A 21,699-nucleotide genomic window follows, 5' to 3' on the forward strand; every position below is an offset into this window, starting at 1 on the left:
CCCGCGCCCCTGAGATGCGCACTGCGTGCGCCATCTCATCGGGCCCATGGGGCTGCGGCGAAGCCGCATGCTCCAGGGGCGCGGGGAACTGCGCGCCCAGCCCCTACCGGGCGGCGGACGAAGAACTGCCCAGGGGCGCGGGGAACCGCGCGATCAGCCCGCACCGGGCGGCGGACGAAAAGGCATCCGCTCGGCGGGGCCTAGAACGCCGCCTCGTCCAGCTCCATGACATCCAGCCCGGACTCACTCGTCGCCTGCGCCAGCTTCCGCGCCCCGATGACCCCCGGCAGCACATTCGCCGCGAAGAACTTGGCCGCCGCGATCTTGCCCTGGTAGAACGGCACGTCCTTGCCGGAGGCCCCCGCCGCGAGCTTCTCCGCGGCGACGGCCGCGCCCTTGAGCAGCAGGTAGCCGACGACCACGTCACCGGAGGCCATGAGCAGCCGCGTCGTGTTGAGGCCGACCTTGTAGATGGCCTTGACGTCCTGCTCCGTGGCGGCCAGATCCGTGAGCATGACGCCGACGATGGCCTCCAGCTCGACGGCCGCCTTGGCCAGCGACTCACGGGCGGCACCCAGCTCGTCGCCGCCCGTCTCGACCGCGAGGAACTTCTTGATCTCCTCGGCGAGGCCGTTCAGCGCGGCGCCCTGGTTGCGGACGATCTTGCGGAAGAAGAAGTCCTGGCCCTGGATGGCCGTCGTGCCCTCGTAGAGCGTGTCGATCTTCGAGTCACGGATGTACTGCTCGATCGGGTACTCCTGGAGGAACCCGGAGCCGCCGAACGTCTGGAGGGACTGCGCGAGCTGCTCGTAGCCCTTCTCGGAGCCGTAGCCCTTGACGATGGGCAGCAGCAGGTCGTTCAGCGCGTGCTCGGTCGAGGCGTCCTCGCCCGCGGCCTCCTTGACCTGGATCGCGTCCTGGACGGAGGCGGTGTAGAGCACCAGCGAGCGCATGCCCTCCGCGTACGCCTTCTGCGTGAGCAGCGAGCGGCGGACGTCCGGGTGGTGCGTGATGGTGACCTTGGGCGCCGTCTTGTCCATGAACTTGGCGAGGTCGGGGCCCTGGACGCGCTCCTTGGCGTACTCCAGCGCGTTCAGGTAACCGGTCGACAGCGTGGAGATCGCCTTCGTGCCGACCATCATGCGGGCGAACTCGATGATGCGGAACATCTGGCGGATGCCGTCGTGCTTGTCGCCGATCAGCCAGCCCTTGGCGGGGTGCTTGTCGCCGAAGGTCATCTCGCAGGTGTTGGAGGCCTTGAGGCCCATCTTGTGCTCGACGTTGGTCGCGTAGACGCCGTTGCGCTCGCCCAGCTCGCCGGTCTCCCAGTCGAACTCGAACTTCGGGACCAGGAAGAGCGAGAGGCCCTTCGTGCCGGGGCCGTGGCCCTCGGGGCGGGCGAGGACGTAGTGGAGGATGTTCTCCGACATGTCGTGCTCGCCGGAGGTGATGAACCGCTTCACGCCCTCGATGTGCCAGGTGCCGTCGGACTGCTGGACGGCCTTCGTGCGGCCGGCGCCGACGTCGGAGCCGGCGTCCGGCTCGGTCAGCACCATCGTCGAGCCCCACTGCTTCTCGACGGCGATCTCGGCGACCTTCTTCTGCGCCTCGTTGCCCTCCTCGAAGAGGATGCCGGCGAACGCGGGGCCGGAGGAGTACATCCAGACCGCCGGGTTGGCGCCCAGGATCAGCTCGGCGTGGGCCCAGATCAGGGAGCGCGGCGCGGTGGTGCCGCCGATCTCCTCGGGCAGGCCCAGGCGCCAGTACTCGGCGTCCATGAAGGACTGGTAGGACTTCTTGAAGCTGGCCGGGACCGGCGCCGTGTTGGTCTCGGGGTCGAAGACCGGCGGGTTGCGGTCGGCGTCCGCGAAGGACTCGGCCAGGTCGTTCTCGGAGAGGCGGGCGACCTCTTCGAGGATGCTCTTGGCGGTGTCGACGTCCATCTCCCCGAACGGGCCCGTGCCGTACAGCTTGTCGCGGTCGAGCACCTCGAAGAGGTTGAACTCGATGTCGCGGAGATTCGACTTGTAGTGCCCCATGGCGACGGCTCCGTAAAGGCTTGGGAGGTAGACCCGCTGCGGGGGCCCGTTCGTCTCGGGCTCCGGGATCGTCCTCGTACGCGTACCAACTAGTAATCACCAGGATGCTACCCGTCGGTAATAAGACGCAACCCCTGGCGCGGTAACTGTGACGAACGAGCCTCAAGTGGCTGGTTCCGCCGCCCGGCCCGGCGGTCCCCCGGCCCTAGGTAGGCTTTGCCCCATGTACGGATACGAGCAGCACGCCGGGGGAGCCGCTGCCGGGCAGCAGTACGCGCCGCCGCAGCAGGGCGGGTACGGGCAGCAGGCGCCGCCGCTGTACCCGGAGCCGTCGCCGCCCTCGCTCGCCGACGCGGTCCGCGCCTTCACCACCGGCTCGATGGCGGCCGAGGACTTCCAGCAGATCTTCGCCTCCTCGAAGGTCTACTGCCCGCGCGGCGACACCCCGGGCTTCCTCGCGCTGCACAACACCCAGCAGCCGGTGATCCCGATGTTCACCACGCTCAAGGAGCTGCGCCGGTACGCCGGCAAGGAGTCCAAGTACTTCGTCATCACCGGGGCGGAGGTGATCGACCTGCTGCCGACCGGGTACGGCTTCGTCCTCGACATGGAGGGCGAGCACCGGATGGTCTTCGACGCCAAGGCGGTCGAGCAGATGGTCGACTTCGCGATGCGCCGCATGTACGGCTGACCCGCGCCGCTCATCGGCAGGACCGGACGCCCGGAGGGAATTCCCTCCGGGCGTCCGGCGTTCCGGGTGGCAGAAAGTTCTACGTTCAACTAAAGTCGAGGCACGAGGACGCCAAGGAGGCCCCCAATGCCCGCTGTGACCGTCGAGAACCCGCTGACCCTGCCCCGCGTGGCCGCGCCGGCACAGGCCGCGGCCCGACCCGTGCTCACCGTGACGACCGCGCCCGGCGGCTTCGAGGGCGAGGGCTTCCCGGTCCGCCGCGCCTTCGCCGGGATCAACTACCGCCACCTCGACCCGTTCATCATGATGGACCAGATGGGCGAGGTGGAGTACGCGCCGGGCGAGCCGAAGGGGACCCCCTGGCACCCGCACCGCGGCTTCGAGACCGTGACCTACATCATCGACGGCACCTTCATCCACCAGGACTCGAACGGCGGTGGCGGCACCATCACCAACGGCGACACCCAGTGGATGACGGCGGGCTCCGGCCTGCTGCACATCGAGGCGCCGCCGGAGTCCCTCGTCATGTCCGGCGGCCTCTTCCACGGCCTCCAGCTGTGGGTGAACCTGCCTGCCAAGGACAAGATGAAGGACCCGCGCTACCAGGACATCCGCGGCGGCCAGGTCAAGCTGCTCACCACGGCCGACGGCGGCGCGCTGCTGCGGGTCATCGCCGGTGAGTTCGACGGCCACGAGGGCCCCGGCATCACGCACACGCCGATCACGATGGTGCACGCCACCGTGCGGCCCGGCGCCGAGGCGACGCTGCCCTGGCGCGAGGAGTACAACGGCCTCGTCTACGTGCTCGCGGGCCGCGGCTCCGTCGGCACCGAGCGGCGCCCGGTCCACACGGGGCAGACGGCGGTCTTCGGCGCGGGGTCGTCGCTGACCGTGCGGGCGGACGAGAAGCAGGACGCGAACACCCCGGACCTGGAGGTCGTGATCCTCGGCGGGCAGCCGATCCGGGAGCCGATGGCGCACTACGGCCCGTTCGTGATGAACACCAAGGACGAACTGCAGCAGGCCTTCGACGACTTCCAGGCGGGACGCCTGGGCACCGTCCCGGCCGTGCACGGGATGTCCGCGGGCGGCATGTGACAGCGCCGCGAGACCGCCGGGCCCGGGTCCCCGCCCACGGGGGACCCGGGCCCGGCGTCGCTGTCCGGGCGTGGGAAACTCGGGGCATGGTTCTCAAACCCGTCACTCGTACCTGCGTGATGATCGCGATGGCCGGCCTCGGCGCACTCTCCCTGTCGGCCTGTGGCAGCGGTACGTCCGGGGGCGGCGGCGAGACGAACTACGTGACGGGCAAGGACGGCATCTCGACGGTCGCCAAGGGCGAGCGGAAGCCGGTCGGCCGGCTCAAGGGCGAGACCCTCCAGGGCAAGCAGCTCGACGTCGCCGACTACAAGGGCAAGGTCGTCGTCATCAACCTGTGGGGCTCCTGGTGCCCGCCCTGCCGGGCCGAGGCCCCCTACCTCAACAAGGTCGCCAAGAGCACCAAGAGCAAGGGCGTCCAGTTCGTCGGCATCAACGCCCGCGACAACGGCAAGGTCCAGCCGAAGGCGTTCGAGGACGAGTTCGGCATCTCCTACCCCAGCCTGTACGACCCGGCCGGCAAGCTGCTGCTCGCCGGATTCCCCAAGGGCACGGTGAGCCTCCAGGGCATCCCCGCCACGGTCGTCCTGGACCGGGAGGGCAAGATCGCCGCCCGTGAGTTCGGCGCCGTCGACGACACGAAGCTGCACAAGATGCTCGACCCGCTCATCAGCGAGAAGTAACCGGTCAAGGCGTCACCCGGCCGGACCCGCCGGGCAGGTGGCGGGCGCCGGCGCATGATCGTCTGGGTGGGTGCCGACCCGTCAGCAGCTCCTGCCCGAACCCGCCCGCCGCGTCGCCGCCTGGTGCGCGGTGGCCCTGCTGGTCGCGGGCGTCGCCTGGGTGGGGATCCGGCTCTGCGTCGAGCTGGAGACCGCCGTGGTCCCCCTCCTGCTCGCCCTGCTCGGCACCGCCCTGCTGCGCCCCGTCTACCTCGCCCTGCGCCGCGCCAAGGTGCAGCGCTCCCTCGCCGCCGGCCTGACCTGCGCGCTCATCCTGATCGTCGTCGGCGGCGCCGGGTACATCGTCGTCGCGGCGCTCATCGACACCGGGGACCAGATCGTGGCCTCGGTGAAACAGGCCGCCACCGACCTCTCCGACCGGTTCGGGACCGGGGCGCTCGACCTCGACCACCTCGCCGACAGCGGCCAGGACCTGCTCAAGAAGTACGGCGGCAGCGCGGCGTCCGGGGTACTCAGCGGGCTCAGCGTCGTCGGCGAGATCGTGGCCATGGCCGTGCTCGCGCTGCTGCTCTGCTTCTTCTTCCTGCGCGACGCCGAGCGCTTCCGCACGGCGCTGCGCCAGGCCGCCCCCGCCAACGGCGAGACGCTGGAGGCCATCGCCCGCCGGTCCTTCCACTCGATCGCCGGGTTCATGCGCGGCACCACGCTCATCGCCCTCATCGACGCGACCTGCATCGGCGTCGGACTGCTCATCCTGCGCGTGCCCGGCGCGGTGGGCCTCGCGGCGCTGGTCTTCGTCGGCGCCTACATCCCCTACCTGGGGGCCTTCATCTCCGGCGCGGTCTCCGTGCTCGTGGCCCTCGCCGACCGGGGCTTCGTCATCGCCCTGTGGGCGCTGGGCGTCGTCCTCGCCGTGCAGGTACTCGAAGGGCACGTCCTCCAGCCGATGATCCAGTCCCGCACGGTGCAGATGCACCCGGCCGTGGTGCTGCTCGCCATCACCGGTGGCGCCTCCGTCGCCGGCATCATCGGGATGCTCCTCGCGGTGCCGCTGACGGCGGCCGCGTTCGGCATCCTGAGCGAGCTGCGAGCCCGCTACGGCGACGGGGGCGCTGTTTCACGTGAAACAGCGGCCGGGTCCTCCTCCCCGGCGGCGGACGGCTCGTAGAGCTCGAACCAGATGCACTTGCCCTCCCCCTGCGGGTCGACGCCCCAGCGCTGGGCGAGCAGCTCCATGAGGACGAGCCCGCGCCCCGACGAGGCCAGCTCACCGGGCCGGCGCTTGTGCGGCAGGTCGTCCGAGGCGTCGGCGACCTCCACCCGCAGCCGGCGCGGGCCCTCGGCGCCCTGAGTGACCTCGGCGACCATCAGCGCGTCGCCATCGGTGTGCACCAGCACGTTCGTGGCCATCTCGGAGACGAGCAGTACGGCGGAGTCGACCTGGTCGTCGTCGGCCCAGTCGTGCAGCAGCTCCCGCAGCTGCTGGCGGGCGGCCGCGATCCGCTCCGGCTCGGCCTGCGCGATGGTCATGGCGGTGCGCCGGGCGGTGGCCGGACCGTTCACCGGCAGGGTGCGCCGCAGCAGGAGCAGCGCCGTGTCGTCCTCGCGGCGGTCGGCGAGCGGGCCGGTCGTGTAGTGCGAGGTGGGTCCGTGCACCGCCTGGACGAGGGCGTCGGCCAGTTCCTCCAGATCTTCGGCCGGGCCGTTCTCCAGCGTCGTACGGACCCGGGCCCACCCGGTGTCGAGGTCGTGCCCGCCCGTCTCGATCAGTCCGTCGGTGCACAGCAGCAGCGTCTCGCCGGGCTCCAGGACGAGCCGGGTCGTCGGGTAGTCGGCGTCCGGGTCGATGCCGAGCGGCAGCCCGCCGGCCGTGGGCCGCATCATCACCGTGCCGTCCGCCAGCCGGATGGCCGGGTCGGGGTGGCCGGCCCGGGCGATCTCCAGGATCCCGGTCGCCGGGTCGGCCTCCACGTACAGGCAGGTCGCGAAGCGGGCGTCCGCCGAGTCGCCGCCGTGCACGGTGTCACCGACGCCGTGCAGGAAGCGCGAGGCGCGGGAGAGGACGGCGTCGGGGCGGTGCCCCTCGGCGGCGTAGGCGCGCAGGGCGATGCGCAGCTGGCCCATCAGACCGGCCGCGCGCACGTCGTGCCCCTGCACGTCACCGATGACCAGGGCGATGCGGCCGCCGCCCGCTCCGGTCCGGGCGGGGCCGCCCGGCAGCGGGATGATGTCGTACCAGTCGCCGCCGACCTGGAGGCCGCCGCCGGTCGGCACGTAGCGGGCCGCGATGCCCATGCCGGGGATCGCGGGGCCGAGCGTGGGCAGCATCGACTTCTGGAGCCCGTCCGTCAGCTCCCGCTCCGACTCCGCGACCCCGGCCCGCGACAGGGCCTGCGCCAGCATCCGCGCGACCGTCGTCAGGACCGAGCGCTCGTCGGGGGTGAAGGAGACGGGGTAGGCGAAGCCCGCCATCCAGGCCCCGATCGTGCGGCCCGCGACGATCAGGGGCAGGAACGCCCACGACTGCCGGTGGAAGCGGGCGGCCAGCGGCCAGGCCGCCGGGTAGCGGCGGTGGTACTCCTGCGGCGACGACAGGTACACCGCGCGCCCGGTGCGGCAGACCTCGGCCGCGGGGTAGTCCGTGGCCAGTTCCATGTCGGTGAAGGGGCCCTCGGAGCCGGCCTGGTGCCCGTGGTGGCCGATGACGACGAGCCGGTCGCCCGCGACGCCGAAGACGGCGAGCCCCTCCGGGGAGAAGCCCGGCATCGACAGGCCGGCGGCGACCCGCAGCACCTCCTCCGTCGACCCGGCCTCGGCCAGCGCCCGCCCGGCGTCCAGCAGGAACGCCTCGCGCGAGCGGCGCCAGTCGCCGGTCACCGGGGTGCGGGAGGCGGCGCCCGGCGGCGGCTCGGAGACCTCCTGGAGGGTGCCGATCAGCTCGTAGGAGTCGGGGCTGTCGCCGTGCAGGACGGGCTTGGAGCGGCTGCGCACGGTACGGATGACGCGGCCGCGCTCGTCCATGATCCGCAGCCGGGCCTCAGCCACGGTGCCTTCGGCGACGGCGAGCTGGACGACGCCGTCGATCTCGTTCCAGTCGACGGGGTGGAAGCGGGCCCGGACCCCGGACTCCGACAGCGTGACCGGCTCCCCGTCCGGCGAGGGCAGCCCGATGAGCCGGGCGGCCTCCACGTCGAAGGTGACGAGGCCCGCCCGGTTGTCCCACCGCCACAGGCCGGTCGCGAGAGCGGCGAGGACGTCCTCCACCGGAGGAAGGGGCTCACCGGTGCTCATGGCCCCACTCTAAGAAGAGGTGATCGCATACGGCCACCGAGACGGTTCGGCGAGCGGGGCCGGGGCGGCCGGTAGGCTTGGGGGGATCCGGGTCGTCTCCCCGGGAAACCCAAGCGCAAAGGCTGGATGAACGACGATGCATCGGTACAGGTCCCACACCTGCGGCGAGCTCCGCGCCTCTGACGTCGACGCCGACGTCCGGCTGAGCGGCTGGCTGCACAATCGCCGAGACCTGGGCGGCATCCTCTTCATCGATCTGCGTGACCACTACGGCATCACGCAGCTCGTCGCCCGGCCCGGTACGAAGGCCGCCGAGGTCCTCGACAAGCTGACCAAGGAGACGGTGGTCCGGGTCGACGGCAAGGTCGTCTCCCGCGGCGCGGAGAACGTCAACCCGGAGCTGCCCACCGGCGAGATCGAGATCGAGGCCGCCGAGGTCGAGGTGCTCGGCGCCGCCCAGCAGCTGCCGTTCCAGATCAACCAGGACGACGGGGTCGGCGAGGAGCGCCGCCTGGAGTACCGCTTCCTGGACCTGCGCCGCGAGCGCATGCACCGCAACATCATGCTGCGCAGCGCCGTCATCGCCTCGATCCGCTCGAAGATGGTCGCCCTCGGCTTCAACGAGATGGCGACGCCGATCCTCGCCGCGACCTCCCCCGAGGGCGCTCGCGACTTCGTCGTCCCCTCCCGCCTGAACCCGGGCAAGTTCTACGCGCTGCCGCAGGCCCCGCAGCAGTTCAAGCAGCTGCTGATGGTCTCCGGCTTCGACCGCTACTTCCAGATCGCGCCGTGCTTCCGCGACGAGGACGCGCGTGCGGACCGCTCGCCGGGCGAGTTCTACCAGCTCGACATCGAGATGAGCTTCGTCGAGCAGGAAGACGTCTTCCGCCCGATCGAGAAGCTCATGACGGAACTCTTCACGGAGTTCGGCGGCGGCCGCGAGGTGACGTCCCCCTTCCCGCGCATCCCGTTCCGCGAGTCGATGCTGAAGTACGGCAACGACAAGCCGGACCTGCGCGCCAAGCTGGAGCTCGTCGACATCACCGACGTGTTCGAGAACTCGGAGTTCAAGGCGTTCGCGGGCAAGCACGTGCGCGCCCTTCCGGTGCCGGACACCGCGTCGCAGTCCCGCAAGTTCTTCGACGGCCTCGGTGACTACGCGGTCGAGCAGGGCGCCAAGGGCCTGGCCTGGATCCGCGTCGGCGAGGACGGCTCGTTCGCCGGCCCGATCGCGAAGTTCCTCACCGAGGAGAACACCAAGGTCCTCACCGAGCGGCTCGGCCTCACCGCCGGCCACGCCGTCTTCTTCGGCGCGGGTGAGTTCGACGAGGTCTCCCGGATCATGAGCGCGGTCCGCGTCGAGGCCGCCAAGCGGGCCGGCCACTTCGAGGACGGCGTCTTCCGCTTCTGCTGGATCGTCGACTTCCCGATGTACGAGAAGGACGAGGAGACCGGCAAGATCGACTTCTCCCACAACCCGTTCTCCATGCCGCAGGGCGGCATGCAGGACCTGGAGGAGAAGGACCCGCTGGACATTCTCGCCTGGCAGTACGACATCGTCTGCAACGGCATCGAGCTGTCCTCCGGCGCGATCCGCAACCACGAGCCCGAGATCATGATCAAGGCGTTCGAGATCGCCGGGTACGACCGCGACACCGTCGAGGCCGAGTTCGCGGGCATGCTCCGCGCGTTCCGCTTCGGCGCCCCGCCGCACGGCGGGATCGCTCCGGGCGTCGACCGCATCGTCATGCTCCTCGCCGACGAGCCGAACATCCGGGAGACCATCGGTTTCCCGCTGAACGGCAACGCGCAGGACCTGATGATGGGCGCGCCCAGCGAGCTGGACGAGGCGCGGCTGCGGGAGCTCAACATCCAGCTGCGCAAGCCGGTCGCTCCGCGGGGTTGAGCGGTTCGAACGGGCCCGGGGTTTACCCCCGGGCCCGTTCGCGTTTTCGCCGTGGGGCCTGGTGCGGGTTCGGCGGGCGCGGCTCGTGCGTGGCTGGTCGCGCAGTTCCCCGCGCCCCTTACGGGGCCCTTCAGGCGGTCGGTTCGCCGCCGAAGCGCTCCTTGTAGGACTCCAGGTCCTCGTCGGTGATCTTCGCGAAGAGGACCGGCGGGACGGTGAAGGGGGTGCCCGCGGGGACCGTCGTGAGGGCCTTCGCCTCGTCGGCGCTCACCCACTCACGCGTGTCGTCGGCGAGGCTGAAAGCGGAGCGCATCGCCGCGGCGGACGCGGGGATGAACGGCTCGGAGACCACCGCGTACAGGTGGATCAGGTTCATCGCCGTCCGCAGCGTGAGGGCGGCGCCGTCCTTGTCCGTCTTGATCTCCAGCCAGGGGGCCTTCTCCTCCAGGTAGGAGTTGCCCGCGGACCACAGGGCGCGCAGCGCCGCGGCGGCCTTGCGGAACTGGAGGGCCTCCATCTGGATCTCGTACTCGGCGAGCAGTTCGGCGATCTGCCCGCCGAGCTTCGCCTCCGCCTCGCCGGGCTCCCCGCCCGCCGGGACGTCGTCGCCGAAGCGCTTGCGGGAGAAGGACAGGACGCGGTTGACGAAGTTGCCGAGGGTGTCGGCCAGGTCCTTGTTGACCGTCGCCGTGAAGTGCTCCCAGGTGAAGGACGAGTCGTCCGACTCCGGGGCGTTGGCGATGAGGAAGTAGCGCCAGTAGTCCGCCGGGAGGATCTCCAGGGCCTGGTCGGTGAAGACGCCGCGCTTCTGGGAGGTGGAGAACTTGCCGCCGTAGTACGTCAGCCAGTTGAACGCCTTCAGCTGGTCGACCTTCTTCCACGGCTCCCGTACGCCCATCTCCGTGGCGGGGAACATGACGCTGTGGAACGGCACGTTGTCCTTGGCCATGAACTGCGTGTACCGCACGTCGGAGGCGCCGGCCGGCTCGTACCACCAGGACTTCCAGTCGCGCGTCTCCCCGTCGGACGTCTGGTCGGCCCACTCCTTCGTCGCGCCGATGTACTCGATCGGCGCGTCGAACCAGACGTAGAAGACCTTGCCCTCGGCGGCCAGCTCCGGCCAGGTGTCGGCCGGGACCGGGACGCCCCACTCCAGGTCACGGGTGATCGCCCGGTCGTTCAGGCCCTCGGTCAGCCACTTGCGGGCGATGGAGGAGGAGAGCTGCGGCCACTCTCCGGCGACCTCGTCGATCCACGCCTCGACCTCGCCCTGAAGCTTCGACTGGAGCAGGAAGAGGTGCTTGGTCTCACGGACCTCCAGCTCGGTGGAGCCGGAGATGGCGCTGCGGGGGTCGATCAGGTCCGTGGGGTCCAGGACGCGGGTGCAGTTCTCGCACTGGTCACCGCGGGCCTTGTCGTAGCCGCAGTGCGGACAGGTGCCCTCGACGTAGCGGTCCGGGAGGAAACGGCCGTCGGCGGGCGAGTACACCTGGCGGATCGCCCGCTCCTCGATGAACCCGTTCTCGTTCAGGCGGCGCGCGAAGTGCTGGGTCAGCTCCGCGTTCTGCGGGGAGGAGCTGCGGCCGAAGTGGTCGAAGGCGAGCGCGAAGCCGTCGTAGATCGCCTTCTGCGCGTCGTGCGCCTGCGCGCAGAACTCGGCGACCGGCAGGCCCCGCTCCTTGGCGGCCAGCTCGGCCGGGGTGCCGTGCTCGTCCGTCGCGCAGATGTACAGCACGTCGTGGCCGCGCCGGCGCAGGTAGCGGGCGTACACGTCGGCCGGGAGCATGGACCCCACCATGTTGCCCAGGTGCTTGATCCCGTTGATGTACGGAAGGGCGCTGGTGATGAGGTGTCGAGCCATCGGGGGCTGCTCCCAGGTCGTGACGGTGTCGTGCGCGCAGTGACGGTTTCGGCTGCGGGATCCGGAAATCGTATCCGACATGGCGTGGCCGCCCGCGCGGAGTTTCGCTGCGCGGACGGCCACGGTGGTGCGGTGCTGCCTATGAAGGTGTGCGGGTCGGGGCTTACGGGCGCCAGGCCGCCAGGATGCCTTCGTAGAGTTCGGCGTCGGTCAGCTCGCGCGGGGTGGGGCCCGCGTGGAAGAAGGCGGCGTTGTCGGCCGTCAGCTTGCGCAGGTAGTCGAAGCCCTTGGCGTCGTGCTCGCCGAACGCGACGAACTGGAAGAACAGCGGGTGGCTCGCCGCCTCGGCCAGCGCCTCGGTCGCCGGGCGCTGGGTGTCCGGCGGGCCGTCGGTCTGGAAGACGACCAGCGCCGGGGCGGCCGGGTCCGCGCTCTTCTCGTGGTGCGCGACGATCTCCTCGACGGCGCGGTGGTAACTGGTGCGGCCCATCCGGCCCGCCGCCGCGTGCCACTCGTCGATCTTGCCCTCGTACGTGTCGTCCAGGGCGAGGTCGCCGGTGGCGTCGATGTCCGTCGAGAAGAACACGGTGTGGACGGTCGGGGTGGCGCGGCCGTCCAGGTGCGCGGCGAGGGCGAGTGTCTGCTCGGCCAGGGCGTTCGCGGAGCCGTCCTTGTAGTACGGGCGCATGGACCCGGAGCGGTCCAGCACGAGGTAGACCGTGGCCCGGGCCCCGGTCAGCCCCCGCGCGGCGAGGACGTCCCCGGCGGCCTTGTACGCGGCGACGAGCCCCGGGGTACGAGCCTTGACGGTGTCCTCGGCGTGGGCGGCGTCCTTCTCGACGGGGTGTGTGGTTGCGGCGGCCTCGGCGGCGGGCGTCTTCGTCGTGACGGGGGCCTCGGCGGAGGCGGCCCTGGCCGTGGTGGCCTTCGTCCTGGCCGGGGTCTCGGCTGGGGAGGTGGCCTTCTTCGCCGGAGTCTTGGCTTCCGCCTTGCTCTTGGCCGGGGTGGCCGCCTTCTTGGCAGGGGTCTTGGCCCCGGCCTTGGTGCCGGTGTCGGCGGTCGCCTTGCTCTTGACGGCGGTTTTCTTGGCGGGGGCCTTGCGGGTGGCCTTGGCCGGGGCGCCTGCGTCGACCGGGGTCCCCGCGTCGGTGTCGGCGTCGGTGTCAGCGGCCTCGGTGTCGGCTGCCTTGCTCTTGGCGGTGGTCTTCTTGGCGGGGGCCGTGGTTTTGGCGCCGGGTGCCTTCGATGCCGCTTCCGCGGTGGACTCCGTCGCGGCGTCGGCTGCCGTGCTCTTGGCGGCGGCCTTCTTGGCGGGTGCTTTGGTCTCCGCCTTGGGCTTGCTCTTGGCTGCGGTCTTCTTGGCCGCCGCCTTGGGTTCCGCCTCGGCCTGTGCGGGGGTCTCCGCGCCCGGAGACTTTGCCTCAGCAGCCTTGGTGGCCGGCGTCTTCGTCCCGGCCGGCTCGTCGACAGGCTTCTGCGCCGCAGGGGCACCGCCGGCCTTGGACCCGGCCGGCTCGGCGGACCCGGTACCCGGGGTCTCCGTCGCAGCGGCCTGCTCGGCGGCCTCGGCGCTCGGCCTCTTCGGCGAAGCCGTGCTCGTGGCGGGCGGCTGCTCCGCCGACTCCTCGGGCGCGGTCTCCGCCCGCGTGGACTCCGCGGCAGGCGCCTCCCCCTGGGCCGGAACCCCGGCCTCGGCGGCGACGTCCGGCTCGCCGGGCACGTCCGCCGACGCGGGGCTCTCCGCCTCGGCAGCCGTCGCCGCGTCCGCCTGAGCCGGAATCTCGACATCAGCCAAACCCGGCCCCTCGGCCTGCGCCGGAATGTCGGTCGGCTGCCCCGAGTCCTTGCCCTGCGCCGGGATGTCGCCCTGCGCCGGACCCTCGGCCCGAGCAGGACCCTCGGCCTGCGCCGGAATGTCGGTCGGCTGCCCCGAGTCCTCGCCCTGCGCCGGGCTCCCGGCCCGAGCCGGACCCTCGGCCTGCCCCGGACCCTCGGCCCGAGCCGAACCCTCACCCTGCGCCGGAATGTCGCCCTGGCCCGGGCCCTCGGCGCGAGCCGGGCCCTCGGACTGTGCCGGGATGTCGGCTTCGGTCTCCGCCCCCGTGTCGGCCGGGCGGCCCGGCTTCGGGACGGCGACGTTGTCGAACGCCGCGGCCACCAGATCGTCGGCCTCGCCCCGCGAGGGACCAGGCACCTTCGGCGCGTCCGTCGAGCCCCCGTCCGGCGCGGACGACGCGGACGACGCGGATGACGCAGTCGACGCGGAGGGCGTGTTCTCCGGCTCCCCCGCGGCAGCGGCCTCCGCATCCCCCTTCCGGGACCGCCCGAACGCGTTCCGGAGCAGATCCAGAATGCCCATGTGCGCAACCTTCCGCGTGAGTTGGTCCCTGAACGTCCCTGGAACCCCTGGCCAGGGCGGACACGTAAGGTTAGCCGCCGCGGAGCGTGATCTTGGGAAGGGTCCGGCCGATCCGCCCCGGCGGGTGTCGGCGGCGCCCGGCTCCGCTCACGCGAACGTGCTCCCCCTTACCCCCTCTTGGGGCGGCCGCAGGTCCGGGAAGGGAGCGAGGCGGAGTCGTTCGCGATAGGCCGGCGCCTGCTGCGCGGCCTCCCGGTACGCGGCGCGCAGATCCGGCAGCACCGCCTCCAGCAGCGCTTCGGTACGGGCCGTGAGCAGCAGCCGTACGCCCACCGGGTCCCCGTGCAGCGGCCGGATCGCCAGGTCGGCGCGGGAGCGGGACGTGGGCTGGCACAGGGCGACGACCTCACCGGTCGCGACGAGGTTCGCGGCGGTGAGGTAATCGCCGTGCAGGACACGGGGCTTGAGACCCGCGGAGCGCAACGCGCGCAGCAGGCCGTCCCATTCACCGTCCACGGTCGGGTCGACCATCCACCGGTCCTCGGCCAGGTCGGTCAGGCGCACGACGCTGCGCCGGGCCGCCGGATGGTCCGAGGCGAGGGAGACGAACTGCGGTTCGCGCTCGACCAGGACCCGGCAGGCCAGCCCCGGCGGCATCCGCAGCGGGCAGCCCTCCACCTCGTGCACGAACGCCACGTCGAGCCCGCCCTCGGCGACCAGCCGCAGCAGCGCGTGCGCGGAGACGTCGACGCGCAGGGCCGGTTCGCTGTCCCGGAACGCGGGATTGGTCCGCAACCGGCGCAGCCACCCCGGCAGGGCGCGGCTCGCGGTGGACCCGATGCGCAGCCGGCCCGTGCTGTCCGCCGTCGCGGCGGCGGCCGCGCGGGTCTCGTCGACGAGGTCGCGCAGGCCGTCGACGAGCGGCCGGGCGCGGGTGAGCAGGACGCGGCCGAGCGGGGTGGGGCGGCAGCCGGTGCGTTCGCGGGTGAAGAGGCGGCCGCCGACGAAGTCCTCCAGGCGGCGCAGCTGGGTGCTGAGCGCGGGCTGGGTCATGCCCAGGTGCCGGGCGGCCTTGTGCAGACTGCCGGTGTCCTCGATCGCGCACAGGGCGCGCAGGTGCCGCACGTCCAGCTCCATGGGCGGGAGCGTAGGACCCACACGGAAGCGGCACCAGTACGCCGCTGAAACCACACACACCTCCTCCACCTCATGCACGTCGGGTGTCCCCGGGGCGGCCGGTGGCGGGGAGTGATAACCCCGGGTTATCGCCAGATGCCATCATCCCCAGGCGCCCCGCGGGCCTCCACACTCATCCGCATGACCATGACACAACCCCCCACAGTCATCCGTCTCCTCGCGTGCGCGTTCGGCGCGGGCCTCACCGTCACGGCCCTCGCGGCCGCCCCCGCCACCGCGCAGGTGGAACCGCAGGGGACGACCGCGACGGCGCGCGTCCACTACACCGGCTCCGCCGCGGAGGCCGCCGGCAACAAGGCGTTCTTCCAGGCGGTCCTGAAGTCCGTCGCCGAGAAGCGGGCCGCGCACCCCGGCGCCGCGCAGGTCACCGTCACGTACAACGCCTCGGGTGCCCCCTCGTTCCGGCAGCAGATAGCGAACAGCACCTCCATCTGGAACTCCTCGGTGACGAACGTCAAGCTCCAGGCGACCTCCGGTACCGGCAACTTCTCGTACCGCGAGGGCAACGACGCGCGCGGCTCGTACGCGTCGACGGACGGGCACGGCCGCGGCTACGTCTTCCTCGACTACGCGCAGAACCAGCAGTACAACTCCACGCGCGTGACCGCGCACGAGACCGGGCACGTGCTGGGGCTGCCGGACCACTACTCGGGTCCGTGCAGCGAGCTGATGTCGGGCGGCGGGCCGGGCACGTCCTGCACCAACCCCTACCCGAACGCCAACGAGAAGTCCCGGGTCAACTCGCTCTGGGCCAATGGCTTCGCCAAGGCGCTCCAGAAGGCCGAGGCCGCGCTCAAGTAAGGCGCGGGCCGGCGGGGCTTCTCACGCAGTTCCCCGCGTAGGGCGCGCCCTCATGAACTGCGCGAGAAACCCCCGCCTACGTGGTGGCCGGCGATCCCCCGGAGGGCCCCTCACGGACCCCGATCGCCCGGGCGGCGGCCACCTCCTGACGGACCTGCTCCAGGACTCCGTCCCGGGTGCGGGCGGGCCCGAAATCGGCCCGCACCTCCTCCAGCACCACGGAATCCCGCAACCCCTGCGCCAACTCCCGCAACTGCCCGGCCACTTGGGTCACCTCCGCCGACGAGGGCGGAGGCGACCCATGACGGACCCGCACCCGCGCCGCGGTCATGGCGTCCACGATGCGTTCGACCGCGACGACCAGGGGCCACCACGCCGCCGCCCGCCTCCCCGTGGGCGGCGGTTCCGTGAGCGCCCGCTGGAACTCGGTGCGGATCACCGACAGGTCCCGGTACAGGCGGCGCCGCATCCGGGCCCGGGCCGCCGGGTCCGCCGTCTCGCCGAAGGCGCACTCCAGGTAGGCCGCGGTGTCGGCGACCGCGGTGGCGAGCCGGTCGCCGACCCGGGTGTGCCAGCTCTCCGGCCACAACAGGTACCCCGCGACCAGGGCGATGGCGCACCCCATCAGGCTGTCCAGGAGGCGGGGTCCGAGCAGGGCGGTGCCCTGGTGGTTGAGGATGTCGGAGAGCAGCAGGATGACCGGGGTGATGGCCGCGGTCTGGAAGGCGTAGCCGCGCGGGGTGAGGGCGGGGATGAGCGGCGCGAGCACCATCATCACCGGCACGTCCCACCAGCCGAGCGGTACCTTCGCGAGCACGGCCGCCGCCACGACGAGCCCGGCGGCGGTGCCGAGCGCGCGCAGTACGGCCCGGGAGAACACCGAGCCGAAGTCGGGCTTCATCACGAACGTGATGGTCAGCGCCACCCAGTAGGAGCGCGGCACCGGCACGAGCGACACGAGGGCCTGCGCGATGCCGATGCACAGGGCGAGCCGCAGGCCGTAGCGCCAGGAGGCGGCGGAGAGCAGGACGTTGCGGGCGCCGCGGCGGGCGCGGACCCGCAAGGCGGCCGGGTGGCCGAGCCGGTCGTCGACGTTGGTGAAGTCGTCGTCGCCGGTGCGCGCCGCGACCTCGGCGGCGTGGCGCACCGCGTGGTCGAGCGCGCGGGCGGCCGGTCCGCCGGGGCCGGCCAGGGCCGGTGGCGTACCCGGTCCTGGCCGGCCCGCGGCGATGTCGTCGGCGAGGGCGCGCACGGCGTCCGGCACCCCGGGCGGCAGCGGCACCCCGCACTCGTGGACGGCGGGCGCGGCCTCCACGACGGGCGTGACGGCGTTCAACTGGCTGACCAGACGCACCAGTTCGGGGCTGCGGCCGTGGGTGCGGGCGCGCCGGGCGAGGACGACGTCGTAGGCCAGGTTCAGCGACTGGGTGACGGCGAACCGGGCCTCGGCGTACGCGCGCGCGTCCTGGCCCGCGGCGTCGAGGAGGTGCGCGACCCCGCGGTACGTGGCGGCCACCGCGGCCCGCTCGGGCACCCCGCCGCGCAGCGGCCAGGCGAGCAGTGCGAGGAGCAGGACCAGGGCGCCGCCGCCGGTCATCAGGAGCGGCGCGAGCCACCAGTCGCCGGGCAGCGGCAGGCCCGCGCCGACCACGCAGTTGAGCAGGAGCAGCAGTCCGGCGACCGAGGCGACCGCGCCGATCGACGAGATCATCCCGGAGACCAGGGCGACGGCGGTGACCCCGGCGACCGCGAGCCAGCCCTGCCCGTGGACGAGGGAGCCGACGGTGACGCCGACGGCGCCGAAGAGCTGGGGGACGGCGATGTTGAAGACGCGCATGCGGTACGCGTCCGCCGTGTCGCCGATGACGCCGGACAGGGCGCCCATCGCGGCGAGGGCGCCGTAGCCGGGCCGGTCCGCGGCGAGCCCCACGGCGAGCGGGGCCGCGAGGGCGAGTGCGGCGCGGGCCACCGCCGCCCAGGGGACGGGCGCGCGCTGCGGCCGGAGCGTTCTGACCAGCCAGTCGGGCGGTGCTAGGCGGGGCGGCATGGGGTCATTATGCGAGGGATGCCCACCGCCCGGCCGGGCGGTGGGCATCCGTGGTGCGTCGTTCAGGCGTGCTTGGCCGGGCCGGACTTCGGAGCGCGGTGCGGCTCGGAGGCCAGGGCCCAGATGACGAAGACGCCGATGCCGATGGAGATCAGCGACCAGACCGGCGCGTAGGGCAGGAACAGGAAGTACTCGATGATGTAGAGCGCGGTCAGCGCGATGCCCACGCCGCGTGCCCAGTCGGCGCCCTTCAGGATGCCCCAGCCGGTGAGGGCCACGAGGATGCCGAGGACCAGGTGGATCCAGCCCCACGTGGTGAGGTTGAAGGAGTAGGTGTAGTCGCCGAGCCGGGCGTACACGTCGTCCTTGGCGATGCCGGTGATGCCGTTGAGGATGCCGATGATGCCGCTGACCAGCATCAGGACACCGGCGAAGACGGCTCCGCCGGTGGCCCAGCCGTGGTGGCGGCCGTCACCGGCGGTGGGGGCGGCGGTGCGGTCCCGGCGCTCCCGCGATCCGGCGGCCGGGCCCGGGTCGGGGGTCGGGGGCGGCGTGTGCGGGGGCGTGCCACCGCCGGGGGTGTTCGGGGGAATGGACTCGCTCATGGGGGCGCCTCCTCAGTGGTGCCGTTCAGGTAAATGCTCGTCCCGGCACGGCCTCGCGGCACTCCGGATACGGCCGAACGGGTGACCCTGCGGCCCGCCCCGCGGCGCGTCCGGCGCCCCGGCCCGGCAGGCCGATGCCGAACCGGCCGGTCAGCCAGGCGGCCACCGCCACCGCCGCGCCCACACCCACGATCACCCAGGAGACCGTCCGCATCGACTGGGTCAGCGCGTCGTACACCGCCCCGGCCGCCGCCTTGTCCGTGTCGCTGTCGACGTCGCCGAGGGTGAGGGAACGGGCGATCGGCAGGGCGATGAGCAGCGCGGCGGCGGCAAGCGCCATGCCGAGGGCCGTCGCGACCAGGGCGCGGCGGCGGCGCGGGGCGAGGAGCAGGCCGGCGGCCGTCAGGACGAGCGAGGCGAGCGGCGGCCAGGGACCGGCGAGCTGGAGCAGGTGGAACCACCGGCGCAGCCCGGCCAGGTCACCGGCGGAGACCACGGTGATCTCGGTGTGGGTGACCGGGATCTGCGCCGCGAACGGCACGCCGTCGTCCTGGAGCTGCCGCTTCACCTGCTGGGTGACGGGGGCCAGGTCGAGGGTGACGGCGCCGGTGCCGCCCTCGTCGAGGGCGCGCTGCACGGCTTCGTGGGCGGCCTTGTTCGCGGTGTTCCAGGCGTTCTGGAAGGCCGGGGTGTCCGTGAAGGAGACGACCGCGTCGTGCAGGTACTGCTCGACGGTGGACTGGAGCGGGCCCACACTGATGTTCGCCATGATCCCGGTGGTCACCGCCGCCCCGACCGCGTCCTGCACACCCGGGTCGGCGGCGAGCGGCGCCATCGCGGAGACGTAGCGCCCGCTGTCGCCGATCTCGTACGCCGCCCAGGTGGAGAGCGTGCCCAGGGGGACGAGGAGACAGGCGAGGGTGAGCAGGACGGGGGCGAGCACCGCGCGGACGGCGCGGCTCGGGCGGGTGCCGGGAAGGGTGCCTGTACGGGTGCCGGTGCGGGTCACCTCTCCAGGCAAGGCCCCGGCCGCGCGGACCGCGACCGGGACGCCTGCATACGGATGAGGGCGCTGCCCCGCGGACTCAGACCCGCACGCGCCGCCCCGCGGTCGTGCCGGCGGTCGCGGCCGCGGGGGAGGCGGCGGGCGCACCGGCCGCCCCCTGCGGGCCGTGGTCCGGGGCGTACTCGGTGGCGGAGTAGTAGCGGTAGTACACCGCCACGAACGTCGCGGCGGCGACGATCGCGCCCAGCACGACGGACCACAGGATCGTGTCGTTGCCGAGGCTGCGCAGGAAGCCCACGGCGATCCCGGCGAACGCGGCCCAGGCCAGGGCGCGCAGCCCCATGTGGCGCGGGCCCTGGCGCGCGGACCACCGGTGGAGGGCGAACCAGAGCGCCGCGACGAGGATGCCGGTGACGAACCCGAGCAGGATGTTCCCGCCCGTCACTTCGTGGCCGAAGCGCTGGATGTTCGCCGCCCAGAAGCCGTAGAGGGCGCCGGCGACGACCGGCAGGACCTTCGCCGTGGTCGACACCGACGGGGTCGCGGGGCGGCCGGCGCGGGTGGAGCGGGCCGGTGCGGGTGCCGCGTGAGCCATGACGGGCTCCTTTCAGGTGCCCCCCTGTCCCGTCCTTCCATTGACGGCTCCCGGGATACGTTCCGCAACGCGGCGCCGGGGGTGCAGCGGCTCAGTCGTCAGGGACCGGCACGAAACGCGAGGTCACGTGCAGGTCGGCGGCGATCGCGGCCGCCGTCGCCGCCAACGCACCGGACCACCGCTCCGCGGAGCCGCGCCCCTGGTGGGCCGTGACGTCGAGCGCGGCGACGACGTGCCCGGCCCGGTCCCGCACCGGGACGGCCAGGGATCGCAGTCCGTCCTCCGGCCCGTCCACGGCGACGACGCCGGAGCCGTCCGGCGCGGCGCCGCCCAGCACGCGCCCGGCGGCCGTCGCGGCGGCGGGCAGCCGTGCGCCGACGCCGATGTCGACGCTCATGACCCGGCGCGGCGCGACCCGGGCCGTGCACCGCACCCGGTCCCCGTCGGCCACGGAGAGCCCCACGGACTCCCCGATCGCCTCCGACAGTGCGGTGAGGTGGGGCGCGGCGATGCGCGGCAGCGTCGTACGGGAGAGCGGGGCGCAGCCCAGGGCGAGGACGCGGGGCGTGAGCCGGTACCCGCGCCCTTCCCGCAGCACGTAACCCGCGTACTCGTACGTGAGCAGGGCGCGCCGGGCGGTGGCCCGCGCGAGCCCGGCCCGCTCGGCGACCTCGCTCAGCGACAGCGCCGCCCGCACCCCGTCAAAGGCGACCAGCACCCCGAGCCCCCGCGCCAGCGACACGATGCCCTTGCCGGATTCAGCGCCCGATTCAGCCTCTCCGGCGTTCGAGGAGCGGGGTCCGGGGCGGAGCCCCGTGGCCTGGGGTGAAGCGGCCAGCACTTCCTCCATCGCGGCGACACATTCCAGCAGCGGCCCGCACACAGCGTCCCGCAGCGAGGAAACCCCGTGCCGGCTCGTATGACTGACCACGCTCACCGCACAGACCACACCCCCGGCAGGCCCCCGCACAGGAGCGGCGACCGCGATCAACCCGGGTTCGACCAACTGGTCATCAACACCCAGCGGCCCCCCGTCGCGGAAGACAAGGCCCGGCGCACACCTGTCACCCGGCAACCCGTCACCCACGCGGAAGCTGATGGACAGGGCCCGGCGCCGCAGGACCTGGTGGACGAAGCGGATGCCGGAGCCGTCGGGGACGGCGAGGGAGACGGACTCGTCGAGGGTGTCGGCGAGCGCGTCGGCGAGCGGCCCGAGCAGCGCGGGCACGCGCATAGCGTCCAGGCAGGCGTTGGCGACGGCCATGAGGGGCGGGGCGAGGGAGGCGTCCCGCCCGTCGAGGCGTACGTACCCGAGGTGGGCCAGGGTCGCGCAGATCCGGTCCGTGGTGGAGCGGGCGAGGCCGGTGGCGCGGGCGAGGTCGGCCAGGGCGAGGGTGCCGTCCGCGTCCGTGAGGCGCCGCAGGACGTCGAGGCCACGCAGCAGCGGGGTGACGGCCTCGGCGGGCGGCGGCTGGGTCACGGACGGGGGCGGCACGGGAAGCACGGGGCAACGGTAAGCG

16 protein-coding genes are annotated in these 21,699 nt (G+C 72.6%); 6 read left to right on the forward strand and 10 right to left on the reverse strand.

The window, feature by feature from the left end:
* Window positions 1-200: 200 nt before the first annotated feature.
* The gene (locus tag ABZY33_RS31715; protein WP_356495163.1) at window positions 201-2,039 is read right to left on the reverse strand and encodes an acyl-CoA dehydrogenase; all 1,839 of its coding nucleotides are present in this window, start codon (window positions 2,037-2,039) and stop codon (window positions 201-203) included.
* Window positions 2,040-2,262: 223 nt separating this feature from the next.
* Here ABZY33_RS31715 and ABZY33_RS31720 point away from each other — a divergent pair, with 223 nt between their 5' ends.
* From ABZY33_RS31720 to ABZY33_RS31735, 4 genes are all read left to right on the forward strand, one after another.
* Window positions 2,263-2,730 (forward strand): SseB family protein, encoded by a 468-nt coding sequence (locus ABZY33_RS31720; protein WP_356495164.1) that lies wholly within the window; start codon window positions 2,263-2,265, stop codon window positions 2,728-2,730.
* Window positions 2,731-2,856: 126 nt separating this feature from the next.
* Window positions 2,857-3,828: a pirin family protein gene (locus tag ABZY33_RS31725; RefSeq protein ID WP_356495165.1), complete on the forward strand. Its 972-nt coding sequence runs from the start codon at window positions 2,857-2,859 to the stop codon at window positions 3,826-3,828.
* Window positions 3,829-3,914: 86 nt separating this feature from the next.
* A complete protein-coding gene (locus tag ABZY33_RS31730; protein ID WP_356495166.1) occupies window positions 3,915-4,511 on the forward strand; it encodes a TlpA disulfide reductase family protein in 597 nt (198 codons plus the stop codon).
* Between the two features lie 70 nt (window positions 4,512-4,581).
* Window positions 4,582-5,679, forward strand: coding sequence for an AI-2E family transporter (locus tag ABZY33_RS31735; RefSeq protein WP_356495167.1), 1,098 nt, complete (start codon window positions 4,582-4,584; stop codon window positions 5,677-5,679).
* Here ABZY33_RS31735 and ABZY33_RS31740 read toward each other — a convergent pair.
* Complete coding sequence (locus ABZY33_RS31740) at window positions 5,607-7,802, reverse strand: SpoIIE family protein phosphatase (protein ID WP_356495168.1); 2,196 nt, start codon at window positions 7,800-7,802, stop codon at window positions 5,607-5,609. The two genes, ABZY33_RS31735 and ABZY33_RS31740, sit on opposite strands and share 73 nt — an antisense overlap.
* Window positions 7,803-7,938: 136 nt before the next feature.
* On the opposite strand from ABZY33_RS31740, the gene aspS reads away from it, so the two are divergent.
* A complete protein-coding gene (gene aspS, locus ABZY33_RS31745) occupies window positions 7,939-9,708 on the forward strand; it encodes an aspartate--tRNA ligase (RefSeq protein ID WP_356495169.1) in 1,770 nt (589 codons plus the stop codon).
* Window positions 9,709-9,838: 130 nt separating this feature from the next.
* Here the strand turns inward: aspS and metG are convergent, their stop codons facing one another.
* The 3 genes from metG to ABZY33_RS31760 all read right to left on the reverse strand — a co-directional run bounded on the left by metG (window position 9,839) and on the right by ABZY33_RS31760 (window position 15,065).
* Entirely contained in the window at window positions 9,839-11,569 is a 1,731-nt protein-coding gene (gene metG, locus ABZY33_RS31750) for a methionine--tRNA ligase (protein WP_356495170.1), read from the reverse strand.
* A 163-nt stretch (window positions 11,570-11,732) separates the two neighbouring features.
* Window positions 11,733-13,763 carry a VWA domain-containing protein gene (locus tag ABZY33_RS31755; RefSeq protein ID WP_356495171.1) on the reverse strand — a complete coding sequence of 677 codons (2,031 nt, stop codon included), beginning with the start codon at window positions 13,761-13,763 and terminating at the stop codon, window positions 11,733-11,735.
* 312 nt (window positions 13,764-14,075) lie between these two features.
* Window positions 14,076-15,065: a LysR family transcriptional regulator gene (locus tag ABZY33_RS31760; protein ID WP_356495172.1), complete on the reverse strand. Its 990-nt coding sequence runs from the start codon at window positions 15,063-15,065 to the stop codon at window positions 14,076-14,078.
* Between the two features lie 186 nt (window positions 15,066-15,251).
* On the opposite strand from ABZY33_RS31760, the gene snpA reads away from it, so the two are divergent.
* Window positions 15,252-15,926: a snapalysin gene (gene snpA / locus ABZY33_RS31765; RefSeq protein ID WP_356495188.1), complete on the forward strand. Its 675-nt coding sequence runs from the start codon at window positions 15,252-15,254 to the stop codon at window positions 15,924-15,926.
* Between the two features lie 76 nt (window positions 15,927-16,002).
* On the opposite strand, the gene ABZY33_RS31770 is transcribed toward snpA, so the two are convergent.
* From ABZY33_RS31770 to ABZY33_RS31790, 5 genes are all read right to left on the reverse strand, one after another.
* A complete protein-coding gene (locus tag ABZY33_RS31770) occupies window positions 16,003-17,973 on the reverse strand; it encodes an FUSC family protein (RefSeq protein ID WP_356495173.1) in 1,971 nt (656 codons plus the stop codon).
* Window positions 17,974-18,035: 62 nt separating this feature from the next.
* On the reverse strand, window positions 18,036-18,578 hold the full coding sequence (locus ABZY33_RS31775; protein WP_356495174.1) for a hypothetical protein: 543 nt from the start codon (window positions 18,576-18,578) through the stop codon (window positions 18,036-18,038).
* A 25-nt stretch (window positions 18,579-18,603) separates the two neighbouring features.
* Entirely contained in the window at window positions 18,604-19,587 is a 984-nt protein-coding gene (locus ABZY33_RS31780; RefSeq protein WP_356495175.1) for a hypothetical protein, read from the reverse strand.
* 76 nt (window positions 19,588-19,663) lie between these two features.
* Complete coding sequence (locus tag ABZY33_RS31785) at window positions 19,664-20,179, reverse strand: hypothetical protein (protein ID WP_356495176.1); 516 nt, start codon at window positions 20,177-20,179, stop codon at window positions 19,664-19,666.
* A gap of 91 nt (window positions 20,180-20,270) precedes the next feature.
* On the reverse strand, window positions 20,271-21,683 hold the full coding sequence (locus ABZY33_RS31790; RefSeq protein ID WP_356495177.1) for a helix-turn-helix domain-containing protein: 1,413 nt from the start codon (window positions 21,681-21,683) through the stop codon (window positions 20,271-20,273).
* Window positions 21,684-21,699 lie beyond the last annotated feature (16 nt).

It is taken from the genome of Streptomyces sp. NPDC006552, assembly GCF_040611655.1.
Lineage (GTDB): Bacteria > Actinomycetota > Actinomycetes > Streptomycetales > Streptomycetaceae > Streptomyces.

Coding starts and splice junctions, on each gene's coding strand:
- ABZY33_RS31775 (WP_356495174.1), bottom strand. CDS start 18,578: ATGAGCGAGTCCATTCCCCCGAACACCCCCGGCGGTGGCACGCCCCCG.
- aspS (WP_356495169.1), top strand. CDS start 7,939: ATGCATCGGTACAGGTCCCACACCTGCGGCGAGCTCCGCGCCTCTGAC.
- ABZY33_RS31740 (WP_356495168.1), bottom strand. CDS start 7,802: ATGAGCACCGGTGAGCCCCTTCCTCCGGTGGAGGACGTCCTCGCCGCT.
- ABZY33_RS31785 (WP_356495176.1), bottom strand. CDS start 20,179: ATGGCTCACGCGGCACCCGCACCGGCCCGCTCCACCCGCGCCGGCCGC.
- ABZY33_RS31730 (WP_356495166.1), top strand. CDS start 3,915: ATGGTTCTCAAACCCGTCACTCGTACCTGCGTGATGATCGCGATGGCC.
- ABZY33_RS31760 (WP_356495172.1), bottom strand. CDS start 15,065: ATGGAGCTGGACGTGCGGCACCTGCGCGCCCTGTGCGCGATCGAGGAC.
- ABZY33_RS31725 (WP_356495165.1), top strand. CDS start 2,857: ATGCCCGCTGTGACCGTCGAGAACCCGCTGACCCTGCCCCGCGTGGCC.
- snpA (WP_356495188.1), top strand. CDS start 15,252: ATGACACAACCCCCCACAGTCATCCGTCTCCTCGCGTGCGCGTTCGGC.
- ABZY33_RS31715 (WP_356495163.1), bottom strand. CDS start 2,039: ATGGGGCACTACAAGTCGAATCTCCGCGACATCGAGTTCAACCTCTTC.
- ABZY33_RS31720 (WP_356495164.1), top strand. CDS start 2,263: ATGTACGGATACGAGCAGCACGCCGGGGGAGCCGCTGCCGGGCAGCAG.
- metG (WP_356495170.1), bottom strand. CDS start 11,569: ATGGCTCGACACCTCATCACCAGCGCCCTTCCGTACATCAACGGGATC.
- ABZY33_RS31770 (WP_356495173.1), bottom strand. CDS start 17,973: ATGCCGCCCCGCCTAGCACCGCCCGACTGGCTGGTCAGAACGCTCCGG.